The organism is Microbulbifer sp. MI-G (assembly GCF_030440425.1).
Classification (GTDB): Bacteria; Pseudomonadota; Gammaproteobacteria; order Pseudomonadales; family Cellvibrionaceae; genus Microbulbifer; species Microbulbifer spongiae.
Genome location: NZ_CP098023.1, coordinates 2,862,944 through 2,877,700, shown reverse-complemented (window position 1 = coordinate 2,877,700; position 14,757 = coordinate 2,862,944). Strand labels below are relative to the sequence as shown.

The following is a 14,757-nucleotide window of genomic DNA, read 5'->3' as shown; positions in this document are numbered from 1 at the left end:
ATTACCAAGGACGGTTGAGGATAGGCATGGTTATAGCATGTTCATGCCGATTAATCGTCAGTGATGTGCAGTAGTGGCAGTTTAATTTCGACGCATAAACCCGCCCGGCTGCTGTTATACGCAGTAATGGTGCCCCCGTGATGCAAAATGGTTCGCTGGGCTATAGCCAGCCCCAGACCCAAGCCACCGCTTTCCCGGGTGCGTGCAGTGTCTGTGCGGTAGAAGGGGCGGAAGATGGCTGTGAGTTCATCTTCGGCTACGCCGGATCCGGAGTCGATCACAGATATTCGACAGGCATCACCGGATGCTTTGACCAGCACCCGGACCAGACCGCCTCTGGGGCTGTATTTAATGGCGTTTCGCAGGATGTTTTCCAGTGCTGCAGTGAGGGAACTGCCCCGGGTGGCCACCAGTGATTCGGCGCTGTTTGTACTGACATCGAAGCTCAAGCCTTTTTCTTCCGCTTCACTCTGCAAGTCGTCAATCAGCGCTGAGAACAGGGAGTTGATTTCCACGACATCGTCCAGGGGCCGCTGCTCGGGGCCGCTGACGGGCAGGGACAGTACATCGGCGATAATGTCTTCCAGGTAGTCCGCGGCTTTGCCGATCTTGTCCAGCTCGGGGCCCAGGACTGTTACTTGTTTTTGCCGCGCGATGGCCAGGGCTACCTGCAATCTTGCCAAGGGGGAGCGCAGTTCGTGGGAAACATCCTTGATCAGGCGACGCTGCTCGGACATTGACTCCTGTAGTTGTGCGGTCATGGAGTCGAAATCCAGTGCCAGACCGGTCAACTCATCGTTGCGGGTACGCAGGCTGGGGGCAACCCGGTAGTCCAGCTCACCGGCGGCGACCCGTTTGGTGGCGGCGCGCAGTTGATCCAGGGGGCGACTCAGGTAGCGGGCCAGCCAGTAGCAGGCGATTCCCGAGGCGATCATGGAGAGCAGCAGCATGGGCCAGAAATTGCGCCATAGAAAGCGCAGCAGCAGTCCTTCCTTGCTCTTCCCGGCTATAAGTGCAATGCGCAGTGGATTCCCACTGCGCATGGGCAGGAAAAAAGCCACGGTTGGCTGCTTGTCTACCAGCATGTACGCTTCGCGGTTGCGGTAATTCAAGCTGTTGATCAGCGGCTCCATGCCGGGGGGGATGGGGCGACCGAGTAGATCCCTGCCCTGCGGGTCCAGGGCGTAGACCCGGCGTTGCACCTTCTTGGGTGCCCGTTCGAGCCAGTGCTGGAAATGCTCGGGTCCGTGGCGGCGCGTGATCCGCATATTGCGCATGACCTCACGGAACAGGGCACCCTCCCAGCGCTCTTTCTGGCGGGGATCGCCGAACTCGCCAAAATGGGTAATGTAAACGACAGCCACCACCATCACCATGGCAGTAATCCAGGCGCCGAAGAACATTTTCCAGAAGAGGCTGCGCATCGTTGCAGGGGCCTACCGCTTGCCCTGGGTAAGCATATAACCGGCACCGCGGATATTGATAATCAAATCGCGGCTGGCGCCCTTACCGGCCAGTTTTTTGCGGATATTACTCACATGCACATCAATGGAGCGATCATAGGGCATCAACTTGCGCCCCAGTGCATTCTCGGTCAGGATCTCTTTGCTCACCACATCTCCCGCGTGTTGTACCAATACCTTGAGTACCGCGAACTCGGCACCGGTGAGAGACAGGGCCTGGTCGCTCCAGTAGCCCTGGTGTTTCGCTGGCAGCAGGCGCAGCTGGCCGCTGTTCAGGCTGTCATCGTTGTTCTCCGGTTCCTCAATCCGCCCCCGGCGCAGTATCGCGCGCAGACGGGCTGCCAGTTCACGGGGGTTACAGGGTTTGGGCAGGTAGTCATCGGCGCCCATTTCCAGGCCTACGATACGGTCCACGGTATCGCCCCTGGCTGTGAGCATGATGACAGGCAGGGAGCGGTTTGTGGTTGACGCCTCTTCGCGCAGCTTGCGCAGCACTTCAAACCCATTGTGCACCGGTAGCATTACGTCCAGTATCAGGGCATCGAAATTCTGGCTCTGTGCCAACTCCAATCCGTGAGCGCCATCGTTTGCCGCGGTCACGTCAAATCCCTCGCCGCTCAGGAACTCCTGTAGCAGATCGGTCAGTTCAGTATCGTCATCGATCAGAAGGATGCGGCTCATGGGATGCTCTCGATTGCTGTGAAGCCATTATATGCAAAGCGCTGGCGTTTATTGCTTCTATTGCCCCGGCTTTTTACGGTTCTTAACAAATGTTTACTGGGGTTTGCCCCCGTTTACACAGGCTGGACTTACCATGTAGTGGCTGAATACCAACGAGAGGACCAAGCGATGAAAAATTGGAAACTAGCAATGGGCAGCCTGGCATTAGCTGGCGTGCTGGCCGCTCCTGGGACAACATTGGCTTTCGGTGGTGGAGAAGGCCACCACAGGCATGGATTTGAGCATATGGCTCGCGAACTGCAGCTGACTGAGGGTCAAAGGGCGCAGCTAAAATCCAACCGGGAGAGCACCAGGGAGGCGAGAATGGCCCTGCGCAAACAGCTCAAAGAGCTGCGCCAGCAAATTCATACCGCCATAGAGCGCAGTGCCGAGCAGTCTACTCTGGATCAGTTTGGCGCGGAACTGGGCAAACTGAAAGTACGGCAGATGCAAAACCGTTACCAGATGCGCCAGCAGTTCGAGGCGATTCTCACTGATGAGCAAAAGGCCAAGTTAGCTGAGCTGAAAGATAAGCGTAGGGAAAGCCGGCAGAAACTGCGGGGTCACAGTCGTGGTGCAAGGAATGCCGGCGAGTCCTGATACTGTTTAGCGGCCAGTCTTAGCCCCCACGCATGTGCGCCACCTCCGGCGCACCCTTCCCGCCAAATCTGACCTGTTTCCCCACCGCTTGAGCGTCTTTTCAGCCGTATTACGGCCCTTTAGAGCCGCTTGCCGCGCCCGGGGATTACTGGGAGAATACGCCGCCTCTGCGAATGGTATCTGGTGTGGCCCTACATGGGCAAAGAGGAATGACTGTGAGCAAAATCGGTTTGTTTTATGGCAGCGATGAGGGCAATACTGAATCCGTTGCCCTGCGCATCCGCGCCCGCTTGGGCGATGACCGGGTGGACCTATTCGATATTGCCGATGTCACCCAACTGGATATCGCCAATTACAAGCAATTGATTTTTGGTATTCCCACTTGGGATTTCGGCCAGATTCAGTCCGATTGGGAGGATTTCTGGGAGGATGTGCAGGAGATAGATTTCACTGACAAGGCGGTTGCGCTGTTTGGCCTGGGTGATCAATTTGGCTACGGTGACTACTTCCTGGATGCTATGGGTATGCTGCACGACGCTATCGTTGAGCGCGGAGCCACCATCGTTGGCCAATGGTCTACAGAGAGTTATGAGTTTGAGGCGTCAAAAGCGGAAATTGAAGGTGAGGATCGATTTGTCGGCCTGGGTATTGATGAGGACCAGCAGGAAAGCATGACTGCCGAGCGCCTCAATCGCTGGTGTAGGCAGATTGCCGAAGAATTTGATATTAAGGATGGCGCGCAAAGCGTAATTGTACTGGATGATTAGAGCCCATGCAGCAGATCACCCCCCGTTTCAAGCGTGTTGACTCTGGTTGACGGAACATTCCGATTGTATTCTCCGGGCGGGCTGTGTCGATATGGTAGTGTATGATGACTATCATTGGTGTTTTACCGAGGAGGATGCTTGCAGACTGCTTGCGCAGGTTATACGCGGCAAACGGCCCGTGGCAGAACTCTTTATCGAACCGGCCCATCTTGCATTTGTAGGCATGGTCCCGATTGAAAGGGGGGGCGTTCAAGTCCGACTTGGTTTCACAGGCCCAGGGACGGTCACAAGTGATGTATTATTTTGTGTTTTCCCATGGATTTGAGGCGTCGGCTAAGCAACCGGCAAAAGCCAGCCAGGGCGCTGACCGATTGCTTTAGGGTGCCGGAGAAATGGCTTTTGTGTCTTGGAGTTCCTATCATTTCGGTCTACAAGCCAGCCGCAAGATCCGGTAGCATTGCTGCTGGATCCTGGGCGTATGCAAGGAATTTCCGCGTATGGATTTACCCTTGGTCGGATTGCTGTTGGGAAGCGCCAACACCGATGTGCTGGTCCAAGAAACTCAATAATTCTGTATAGAATTGTAGATTGTTTTTCTCACTGTAAAATCCGTGCCCCGCGTTGGAGATGATAAGGGATTTTACCGGTTTATTTTCTTTCTTTAATTGTTTCAATAAAAGTTCGGCATGTTCTACAGGTGCGCGCTCATCCCTCTTGCCGTGAACAATCATTAGGGGAAGGTTGAGTTTGCTGGTGTTATGTACCGGTGAATTTTCCTTGAGAAAATCTTTATCTTTGCTCAGTTCCCTCTTTAGATAAGCGAGACCCCGGTCACGCCGTTTGATATCCCCTTTCTTGTACATCATTTCCAGATCGTAAACACCTACGTGACCTATGGCACATTGGTAGAGGTCGGGATACCTTATAGGGTTCATTAAAGCAGAGTAGCCGCCAAAACTGGCACCATAGATGCAAATACGTTCGGGGTCGGCATATCCTTTTTCTATTGCCCAGTGCACCGCGTCGGAGATATCTCTCTGAATTTTTCCACCCCATTCGAGCCGGCCAGCGTCATAGAAGTGGTCTCCATAGCCCGTAGAGCCGCGAAAGTTGATCTGCAGCACCAGGTATCCGTTTTGAGATAATATTTGAGCGTCTTGATGATACCCCCAGTAATCTCGGGAGTGGGGGCCTCCGTGGGGTACGACTACCGTTGGCAGCTTTTGCTGATGATCGTTGGGGAATGTGAGGTAGGTTCCAATCCTGAATCCATCTTCTGTAATAAAAGCATCTGCCTGCATAGGATTGAGCTGTTTTGGATCAAGCCATTCAGATGAGGAGATCAGAAAGTCTACTTTCTTGGTGGTCAAATTGGCCAAAAAATAGTCGCCAGGGAGTCGGTCCCCACTGACTTTGAGAACCCCCAGAGCACCATCGGAGCTAAAGCTGGTAAAGCGGATGCTGTAACCCTCGAAGGCTTTTTTTAGTCCCCGAAAGTAAGCCGCAAACCCGTCCCCTTCATCGAAAAAGGACTCTTTTGGGTAATCTGGGTCCAGGTGGACTCCTAGTGGCTTGTTGGAGGTTGGGTGGTATATAATGCCGCTGAAATCCGAAATGTTGTCTTCAAAAACGGGTAAGTATTCATCACTATTGGTCTGCATTCTAACCAATTGCTCTGTTTTTCCTTCGCGGCCTATCTCAAGGTAAGCCTCACTAGTTTCGAGATCCATGCCGACGGGTCTGCCACCCTCTAGGGTGTTATCTTTAACTTTGCTCCAGCCATTTTTATCCTTTTTATACAGCCGGAGAAATCCCTCCTTGTTTGTTCCGCGAGCAAAAAGGAGATTGCCATTGCCGTCTGTATAGGCTCGACCATCGGCGATGGGCAACCCTACGACCCTTTTTTTTACGCCGTTATAAATATTAATCTCTAGAACTTCTCCAGTAGTTTCCCCATTTTTAGCCCAGGGCGTGGTAGAAACCAGTATTTTATCTTTCTTCTTCAGCAAAGGATCAATTATAACTGCATGTGCGTAGGTGGACTCAGATCTTTTTATACGTGATCCCACTTGTTTTCGACCTGATAAGTGGCCAAAAATATTCATCCCTTGGGTTCCATCGAAGTTAATTGCGTACAGGGAGCCATAAAAAACCGGAGACTCCAGGCCTGCTTTGCGTGACAGTACTTCGGCAACTACTCTTTTATCGTTGGCCCAGTAGAAATCTCCCACCTCTTCTTTGCCTGAAAAGCGTAGATGGCCGGTGACTTTCAGGGGTTTGATCGACATAAACACAATGACACGCTCCCCTTCATATAGTTTTCGTATGGCCAGATGGGTACCGGTAGGGGAAATTTTTACCTCCTCAATATCGGCATGCCGCACCAAGTCTGACAGTGGAATTTGATTGCCAAGGGCAAAGGTTGACCAAAATAAAAAGATGAGTAGGAATTTATGCATATTTTTGCCCTTGTTGTTTATTCCTTAAGGTTTTGGTTGCACTTGCAAGTGAATCATTCGAAACAAAGGGCCATCTCACAAAAACGACCCAGCCTACTGTGTCTTTAATGGGGGTGAAAGCACACAGGAAAAGCAAGGCGCAAGTTACCTCGCGCGCAACGGTACCGCATTTGTCCTCTGTCACACAAATAACAGAGGAGGCTGCGCTAAAAGTGAAATGGCAGGTCGGCCAATAATGACCACCAGGACAAGTTATTTTACGGGCATCCCCGGACCTGAAAAGACTGAAATACATTGTCCCCCAACGGGCTGTATTGCCGGTGATAAAACGTTTCAATAGGGAGCTGAAGGCAGTCTTGCACACAGAGAGGGAGGGCTAATCCATAAGGCAGTCGAAATACCCGGATTGATGGCATGGTCATTTGGAGGGGTCGTGTGGCATCACTGAGCACAATCGCGTACCCGGACAAAGTACCAGGTGTGACCGGATTTCACTCACAGAGCACAACGCCCCCTGTGGGCTGTACGATCGCCCGTGCATCGGGGGCCGGCGAGGAAGTGCGTTGACCAGGCCAGCCCGGAGACGTTGGTGGGTGACAATTCACGACAGAAATGAACAAACAGAAGCATTCAGTGGCGGTGTTTTTTAAGCACCGGTGTGGGAGAGCAGCGGGGACAAACCCACTCTACGGCCAATTGCTTTGGAAACCGGGTGAGTGTGGCCAACCCCCCGGTTTGCCCCTGCGTTTTGCGAGTCTTGACAGGTCTCAGGCAGGCTAGCAGATTTCAATTAGGGTATTCAATTAGCTTAAAATATTTGATTATTATGCGGGTGAGCGCTCGCTTAAATTCAGCAAATTACAACCGGGGTTCCTACGCCACTACCCATATTTCCTTTGTAGAGCGCGGATTTACTGGGGGTATAGGGACTTTGCAGTCTATTTCCTTGACTTTGTGTTGACCAGTTTTATAGTGTGAAAAGTGGGCGAAAGTGGAAAATCGTGGAATTTTGTGGTTTAGTGTCCTGTAGTGAGTGAGTAATTACATTGTGTGAATCACGTTTGGGCTTCCCCGCTATGGGTTTATCAGCGGGGGTGTCTACTGCGTTAAGCGGGATCCGTAGCGAGCAAGTATCACGAAGTGTATTTGGGCAGCCATGCAATCAATATGGACGCCAAGGGGCGTCTGGCCATACCGGCACGCGTCCGCGACAAGCTGATGGAGGCCTGTGCCGGCTGCCTGGTAGTGACGGCTCACACGGAAGAGCGCTGCCTCCTGGTGTATCCAGCGCCCCAGTGGCAGCAGATATTGCCAAAGATTGAGGCCCTGCCCAGTTTCAACAAGGTGGCACGCCGCGCCCAGCGCCTGCTGATCGGCTATGCCTGTGAACTGCAGATGGATGGCAATGGTCGTGTGTTGATACCCCCGACCCTACGGGAATATGCCGGGCTGGAAAAGCGGTTGATGCTGGTTGGACAGGGCAAGAAACTGGAGCTTTGGAGCGAAGCGCACTGGATGTCCTGGCTCGATGACAGTGAAGGCGATGAGGGCATGCCAGGGGAAATGGCATCCCTCTCATTATAAGGAGTTCGCCGGGTGTCTCAGGAATTGCATCGCAGTGTATTGTTGCGCGAGGCCGTGGACGCCCTGGTAACAGAACCGGACGATTTTTATATTGATGGCACCTTTGGTCGCGGGGGACACAGTGCAGCCATTCTGGAACGACTGGGCCCCGGCGGGCACTTGCTGGCGGTGGATAAGGACCCCCAGGCCATAGAATATGCCAGGCGGCATTTTGGCACTGACTCGCGTTTTTCTATCTGGCATGGCTCCTTTGCTGATATGGACCGTGCCGCTGGAGAGCATGCGGGCCAGGTCAGGGGAATACTGCTGGATCTGGGTGTGTCCTCTCCGCAACTGGATCGGGCGGAACGCGGTTTTAGTTTTATGCGGGATGGTCCGTTGGATATGCGCATGGATACCAGTCGCGGTATCAGCGCGGCCCACTGGGTGAACACCGAGGCCGAGGCCGAGATGGCCCGGGTGTTCAGGGAATACGGGGAGGAGCGCTTTGCCCGGCGCATGGCCACCGCCATAGTGCGCCGCCGGGCAGAGCGACCTTTCGTGCGCACACTCGATCTGGCTCAGGTGGTCAAGGCCGCCAACCCCGCCTGGGAAAAAGGCAAACACCCGGCCACCCGGGTTTTCCAGGCCATTCGCATCCATATCAATGGAGAGCTGGATGACCTGCAGAGTGCATTGGAGAAGTCGCTGGCACTGTTGGCACCGGGCGGAAGGCTGGTGATTATCAGTTTCCACTCCCTGGAGGACCGCTTGGTGAAACGGTTTATCCGCGCACAGGAACGGGGGCCGCTGCTGCCCCGCGGGCTTCCGGTGATGCACAACCAGATTGCAAGATCCTTGCGCTCTGTGGGCAAGGCGCTAAAGGCGACTGCCTTTGAAGCAGAAGACAATCAGCGCTCGCGCAGTGCGGTGATGCGCACTGCGGAAAAGCTGGGCGGAGACTGAATGGATGTACCGCAAGGCGTTGATCGGTACGGGATTCTTGTGGCTGGCGACGCTGGTATCGGCTCTCGCCGTGGTTTATTCCACCCAAATGGGCAGAGAACTCACGGCAGAATTGGGCAAGGCGCAAAAAACCCGCGATGAGTTGCGCTATGAGCAGGAGCGTCTTCTGCTGGAGAAGGGGGCCTGGTCTGCTTACGGTCGCGTGGAAAAGGTGGCGAGAGAAAAGTTGGGAATGCATGTGCCTGCCCCTGCTGAACAGGTGCTGGTGCCGAGTGAGTAATCTGATAAAGGCCGGTGTGGCGAGCGCGAACCAGTAATAGTTTTCCGTGGCTTTGTGCATTTAAGGTCTGCAACGCCGGCGAATAATCGTAAATCCTTGCGTATTTGCGCGGTGTTTGGGGGCGGTGAACCAACGGCCCTCAGGGGGAGTGTTGGTCTCGAAGTGAAAACGTAACGCCAATTGGAAAGCCATGGGTGTAGTCAAGAAAAAACAGATCCAACCGGGCATTGCCCGCTGGCGCTTTGTGCTGGTGGCGGCCCTGCTGTGTCTGCTGGCCCTGGCACTGATCCTGCATTTGGCCCGCCTCCAGGTATTGCCCGCTGCCGAGCGTGGTTATCAGTTCCTGCAGGATCAGGGGCGAGCGCGCACCATCCGCACTGAAGAGATCGCCGCCTATCGGGGCTCCATTGTCGACCGAAACGGCGAGCTGCTGGCGGTCAGCACACCGGTACGCAGTCTCTGGGCCAACCCCAAGCTGTTGCGCAAGGCCGGGGAGGGGGCATTACAGCGACTGGCTCATGCGCTGGAACTGAAGCCTGCCAAGCTGACCGCGCGGCTGCAGAGGTACCGCGACAGAGAGTTTATGTACCTGCGTCGCCACCTGGCGCCGGAGCAGGCCGAGCGGGTGTTGGCACTGGATGTCGCCGGGGTTTTCAGCAGAAAGGAGTACCGGCGTTTCTACCCAGCCGGGGAGATGGTGGCTCAGCTTGTAGGCTTTACCGATATTGACGATCGCGGCCAGGAGGGACTGGAACTCGCTTACGACGACTGGCTCTCCGGCCATTCCGGTGCGCAGCAGGTGGTTAAGGACCTGAAGGGACGCACAGTGCAGGATCTGTCGATCCAGCGCGAAGCGCGACCGGGGCGCGATTTGCGTCTGTCTATCGATATGCGCCTGCAGTACCTGGCCTACCGGGAGTTGAAGCGCGCTGTGGCCGAGAACGGTGCCTCCTCCGGCTTTATGGTGATTCTGGATACCCAAAGCGGTGATGTTCTGGCGATGGCCAATCAGCCCTCGTTTAATCCCAACAATCGCAAAGGAGTAAAAGCGACAGCGATGCGCAATCGCGCCCTGATCGACCAGTTTGAACCCGGCTCCACAGTGAAACCCCTGACCGTGCTGGCTGCGCTTGAGAGCGGTCGCTATACACCCCAAACCCAGATCGATACCAATCCCGGTTATATCCGTGTACCGGGGAAAACCCTGGTGGACCCCATTAACTATGGAAAGCTGGATCTGACCGGCGTTATCACCAAGTCGAGCCAGGTGGGTATCACAAAAATCGCCCTGGATCTGGAACCAAACGGTTTGCGGGAACTCTTTTATCGACTGGGACTGGGGGCGGCGGTTGGCAGTGGTTTCCCCGGTGAGACTCCGGGCATCCTGCCCAGTCGCAACCGTTGGCACCCGATCGAGCGGGCCAATTTCGCCTTCGGCTACGGTTTAACCGTAAATGGGGTGCAACTGGCCCAGGCGTATAGCGTGCTGGCCAATGCCGGGATCAAGCGCCCGGTTTCACTGGTTTTATCTACAGATACCACCACCGCGGAGCCAGAGCGGGTGATTGCAGCACCTCTCGCACAGCAGGTGTCCGCCATGCTGGAAACCGTTATTGGCTCCCGCGGTACAGGGCAGCTGGCCGCAGTGGAGGGCTACCGTGTGGCGGGCAAGACCGGCACGGTACACAAGGTAGGCAGCCGTGGCTATGCGGACAACCGCTATCGATCGGTCTTTGCGGGGTTTATTCCTGCGGATACCCCGCGCTTGGCGGCGGTTGTGGTGATTGATGATCCGAGCCAGGCCAAGTATTACGGTGGGGAAGTGGCGGCGCCGGTTTTCGGCTCGGTGATGACCGGGGCCATGCACCTGCTGCAGGTACCCCCTGAGCGGGTGGAGCCGGCAGAACGCCAGTTAACCGCGCAGTTAAGCGAGAGAGGTACAAAATCGTGAATCAGCGCAAACAACACGGCATTTCTCTGCGGGAACTGGTGCCCGGATACGCGGGAATCCCCGATGTGCCCGTGACAGGTGTTGCTCTGGACAGCCGTCGGGTAAAAGCCGGCGATGTCTTTATGGCGCTGCGCGGTTCTGTTGTGGACGGGCGAGAATATATCGATGCGGCGATCGCCGCCGGTGCCGCTGCGGTACTGGCCGACAGTGACAGGCTGGAGTGTATCAACCGCGGTGATATTCAGGTGGTCGGCGTGCCCGGGCTGGCCAAGCGCGCCGGTGAAATTGCCGCGCGTTTTCACGGCAACCCCAGTGGACAAATGCACCTGGTGGGCGTGACCGGTACCAATGGTAAAACCACCTGTGCCTATCTGATTTCCCAGCTGCTGGCGCATCACTTTGGCAGCGCTGCGCTGATCGGCACCATCGGCAGTGGCATCTGGCACAACCGGGTTATCGAACTGCAGGAAACCGGGCTTACGACACCGGACCCCGTGCGTCTGCAGGCGGATTTTGCTGACTACCGCGACCGCGGTGTGTCCGCCGCGGCGATGGAAGTTTCCTCTCACTCCCTGTCCCAGGGGCGTGTACATGGCCTGGTGTTTGACACGGCGATTTTTACCAATCTGTCGCGGGATCACCTGGACTATCACGGCAATATGGCCGCCTACGGCATGGCCAAGGAAAAGCTGTTCGGGCTGCCCAAACTCAAGCGCGGCATTATCAATCTGGATGATCCTTTCGGTGCACAGCTGGCCGAGCGCTGTAAGGTGCGCGGCCTGCAGATACTGACTTACGGACTGCAGGCGGGAGACCTGCACGTCACTGACCTGCGCCGTCATGAGAAGGGATTTTCCGTTGAACTCAATACGCCCTGGGGGTGCGGCAAACTGCAGGCCCCGTTGATCGGTGACTTCAATATCTACAACGCACTGGCAGTGGTAGCCGCTGTGGCGTCTGCGGGCATGCCCTTTGAGGCGATTCTCGCGGCCTTTCCCTCCATCCAAGCGGTACCGGGCCGTATGGAGCGGGTTCGTGTTGCGGGCGCCGATGATGTCGGCGTCCTGGTGGATTACGCCCATACCCCCGATGCCCTGCGCGCGGCGCTGGCAGCCGCACGTCCCTATTGTCGCGGCAATCTCTGGTGTGTGTTCGGCTGCGGCGGTGACCGGGACCGGGGCAAACGCGCTTCCATGGGAAGAATCGCCTCGGAGATGGCCGATCGCGCCATTGTGACCAGTGACAATCCACGCAGTGAAAAGCCACAACAAATTATTGGCGATATCCTCGAGGGTGCGGCCAGCACGATCGAGGTGGAGATTGATCGGGCCGCTGCGATTGCCCGTGCAGTCGCAGCGGCGCAACCGGGTGATATCGTCATTATCGCCGGTAAGGGCCACGAGGATTATCAGATTGTGGGCAGTGAAAGAAGTCACTTCTGTGATCATGAACAGGTGGCAGCGGCACTGAAGCGGCGCTCGGGTGCGAGCGCCGGGAGTGGTATGCAGGGAGAGCCCTGGTGATTCGCGCGTTATCTCTTCAGCAGTTACAGAGTCGCTTTGGCGGTGCGTTGATCAATGGCTCCACCGAGTTTTCCCGCATTTGTACCGATACTCGCAAACTGGATTCCCAGGCTCTGTTTGTTGCCCTGGTGGGTGACAATTTTGATGCGCACGATTTTGTCGGTGCGCTGGATGATCAGGTTTTGGGGCTGGTGGTGGAGCGCGAAGTACCCGCTTGCAGCCTGCCTCAGTGGCGCGTGCAAGATACCACGGTAGCACTCGGACAAATCGGATTGTTGTGCCGCGAGCAATTTGAGGGGCCGGTGATCGCCGTGACCGGTTCTTGTGGCAAGACCACCGTCAAGGAGATGCTGTCGGCAATTTTCTCCCTGCACCATACGCCCTGTGTCACCAGGGGGAATTTAAATAATCAGCTCGGTTTGCCGATGACCCTTTTTGCGCTTTCAGAGCAGCACGATGTTTTGATTCTGGAGATGGGTGCCAACGGTCCGGACGATATTGGTTATCTCTGCAGTATCGGCAAACCCCAAGTAACGGCGATCAACAATGTGATGCCCGCGCATGTGGAAGGGTTTGGCTCGGTGGATGCCATCGCAAAAGCGAAAGGGCAGATTTATACCTGCCTGGATGTCGGAGCTACCGCGGTGATCAATGCCGATGATGGCTACGCGAATTACTGGCGCGGGCGGATGCCCGAAGGTGTCCGCACCCTGGAGGTGGGTCTCGCTAACTCCTGTGCCATCCATGCGGAGCATATCGCTCTGAATGAAAGTGGCTGTGCCGCTTTTGATCTGGTGATTGAGGGGGTCTCCCACCCGGTGGTGTTGCAGTTATTGGGCGAGCACAATGTGCACAATGCTTTAATTGCCGCCGGTTGCGCGTTTGCCAGCGGTATTCCGGCGGTGGACATTGCCCGCGGCCTCGCCGGTCTCGGCGGTGTGGCCGGGCGCCTGCAGGCGCGCCGGGGCATCCTTGGTGCAACGGTAATCGACGATAGCTACAACGCAAATCCGGGTTCTGTGGGTGCGGCCATTGAATTGCTGGCGCAGCGACCCGGCAGGAAAATCCTGGTTCTCGGCGATATGGCTGAACTGGGGCCTGACGCGGAAGCGCTGCATCGCAGTGTCGGTGCCCTGGCGCGCAAACGCGGCCTCGATGCTCTATTTACTCTGGGGCCGCTGGGCACTGCCGCCAGTATGGCCTTTGGCGCGGGCCATCGTGAAGCCCTGCACAATTACCGGGAGAGAGCGCCGTTGATAGCGGCGGTGTCCCGCGAACTGGACAGGCATACCACCGTATTGGTCAAGGGTTCACGCAGTGCCCGAATGGAACTGGTGGCCCAGGCACTGCTCGGCAACAGCAGGGGAGAGAAGTAATGCTGCTTTGGCTGGCAGAAGTATTACAAAAATATGTAAGCACCTTTGCGGTCTTCAATTACCTGACTGTGCGTGCAATTCTGGCGGCGCTGACTGCTCTGGGAATTTCCCTGGTTGTGGGGCCGCGTATGATCAACTGGTTGAACCAATTGCAGGTAGGGCAGGCCGTTCGCGATGACGGCCCGCAGAGTCACCTGAGCAAATCCGGTACGCCTACCATGGGCGGCACACTGATCCTCGCCTCGATTTTTTCCTCGGCACTGCTGTGGTCGGACCTGGGTAACCGCTATGTCTGGGTTACGTTACTGGTGATTTTTATTTTTGGGGCAGTCGGATTTGTGGATGACTACAAAAAAGTTGTGCACAAAAATCCCCGCGGTCTGATTGCCCGCTGGAAGTATTTCTGGCAGTCCATCGCCGGCCTGGGCGCGGCGACCTATTTGTATTTCAGTGCAGTAAGTCCTGCTGAGACACAGTTTTTTGTACCTTTTTTCAAAGATGTTGCCATCAATCTGGGTCCGGTCAGTTTTGTTTTGCTGACATATTTTGTGGTGGTGGGCTCCAGCAATGCCGTGAACCTCACCGATGGCCTCGATGGCCTGGCCATTATGCCCACAGTGATGGTGGGGGGCGCCCTGGGTGTTATCGCCTATTTATCCGGGCATGTAGAGTTCGCCAATTATCTGCATATACCGGCGATTGCCGGTGCCGGGGAACTGGCGGTCATCTGTGCGGCCCTGTGTGGCGCGGGGCTCGGGTTTTTGTGGTTTAACACCTATCCGGCGCAGGTGTTTATGGGGGATGTGGGTGCACTGGCCCTTGGCGCGGCACTGGGAATAGTCGCGGTAATCACCCGCCATGAAATCGTGTTGTTCATCATGGGTGGAGTGTTCGTCATGGAGACGGTATCCGTGATCCTGCAGGTGGCGTCGTTCAAACTGACCGGCAGACGTATTTTTCGCATGGCGCCACTGCACCACCATTTTGAACTGAAAGGCTGGCCGGAACCGCGGGTGATTGTCCGTTTCTGGATTATCACCGTCATCCTGGTGTTGGCTGGACTGGCGACGCTGAAACTTCGGTAATTGA

The 14,757-nt window shown here is 55.8% G+C and carries 12 protein-coding genes; 9 read left to right on the top strand and 3 right to left on the bottom strand.

Annotated elements, in window-relative coordinates:
• Positions 1-50: 50 nt before the first annotated feature.
• The gene (locus M8T91_RS12045) at positions 51-1,424 is read right to left on the bottom strand and encodes an ATP-binding protein (protein ID WP_301414411.1); all 1,374 of its coding nucleotides are present in this window, start codon (positions 1,422-1,424) and stop codon (positions 51-53) included.
• A 12-nt stretch (positions 1,425-1,436) separates the two neighbouring features.
• Positions 1,437-2,144: a response regulator transcription factor gene (locus tag M8T91_RS12040; RefSeq protein WP_301414410.1), complete on the bottom strand. Its 708-nt coding sequence runs from the start codon at positions 2,142-2,144 to the stop codon at positions 1,437-1,439.
• Between the two features lie 168 nt (positions 2,145-2,312).
• Between M8T91_RS12040 and M8T91_RS12035 the strand changes: the two genes are divergently transcribed.
• Entirely contained in the window at positions 2,313-2,783 is a 471-nt protein-coding gene (locus tag M8T91_RS12035) for a Spy/CpxP family protein refolding chaperone (protein WP_301414409.1), read from the top strand.
• 215 nt (positions 2,784-2,998) lie between these two features.
• Positions 2,999-3,550, top strand: coding sequence for a flavodoxin (locus tag M8T91_RS12030; RefSeq protein WP_301414408.1), 552 nt, complete (start codon positions 2,999-3,001; stop codon positions 3,548-3,550).
• Between the two features lie 503 nt (positions 3,551-4,053).
• Here M8T91_RS12030 and M8T91_RS12025 read toward each other — a convergent pair.
• Positions 4,054-6,009, bottom strand: a complete 1,956-nt coding sequence (locus M8T91_RS12025) for an alpha/beta hydrolase family protein (RefSeq protein WP_301414407.1) — start codon at positions 6,007-6,009, stop codon at positions 4,054-4,056.
• A gap of 1,140 nt (positions 6,010-7,149) precedes the next feature.
• Between M8T91_RS12025 and mraZ the strand changes: the two genes are divergently transcribed.
• The 7 genes from mraZ to mraY all read left to right on the top strand — a co-directional run bounded on the left by mraZ (position 7,150) and on the right by mraY (position 14,753).
• A complete protein-coding gene (gene mraZ, locus M8T91_RS12020; RefSeq protein WP_301414406.1) occupies positions 7,150-7,593 on the top strand; it encodes a division/cell wall cluster transcriptional repressor MraZ in 444 nt (147 codons plus the stop codon).
• A 12-nt stretch (positions 7,594-7,605) separates the two neighbouring features.
• Positions 7,606-8,538 (top strand): 16S rRNA (cytosine(1402)-N(4))-methyltransferase RsmH, encoded by a 933-nt coding sequence (gene rsmH, locus M8T91_RS12015; protein WP_301414405.1) that lies wholly within the window; start codon positions 7,606-7,608, stop codon positions 8,536-8,538.
• 4 nt (positions 8,539-8,542) lie between these two features.
• On the top strand, positions 8,543-8,818 hold the full coding sequence (gene ftsL / locus M8T91_RS12010) for a cell division protein FtsL (RefSeq protein WP_301414403.1): 276 nt from the start codon (positions 8,543-8,545) through the stop codon (positions 8,816-8,818).
• 190 nt (positions 8,819-9,008) lie between these two features.
• On the top strand, positions 9,009-10,769 hold the full coding sequence (locus M8T91_RS12005) for a peptidoglycan D,D-transpeptidase FtsI family protein (RefSeq protein WP_301414402.1): 1,761 nt from the start codon (positions 9,009-9,011) through the stop codon (positions 10,767-10,769).
• Entirely contained in the window at positions 10,766-12,292 is a 1,527-nt protein-coding gene (locus M8T91_RS12000; RefSeq protein WP_301414401.1) for a UDP-N-acetylmuramoyl-L-alanyl-D-glutamate--2,6-diaminopimelate ligase, read from the top strand. Before M8T91_RS12005 ends, M8T91_RS12000 begins: the two co-directional genes overlap by 4 nt.
• A complete protein-coding gene (locus tag M8T91_RS11995) occupies positions 12,289-13,668 on the top strand; it encodes a UDP-N-acetylmuramoyl-tripeptide--D-alanyl-D-alanine ligase (RefSeq protein WP_301414400.1) in 1,380 nt (459 codons plus the stop codon). The genes M8T91_RS12000 and M8T91_RS11995 overlap by 4 nt, the downstream gene beginning before the upstream one ends.
• Entirely contained in the window at positions 13,668-14,753 is a 1,086-nt protein-coding gene (mraY, locus tag M8T91_RS11990; RefSeq protein ID WP_301414399.1) for a phospho-N-acetylmuramoyl-pentapeptide-transferase, read from the top strand. The genes M8T91_RS11995 and mraY overlap by 1 nt, the downstream gene beginning before the upstream one ends.
• The last annotated feature ends 4 nt before the right edge of the window (positions 14,754-14,757 follow it).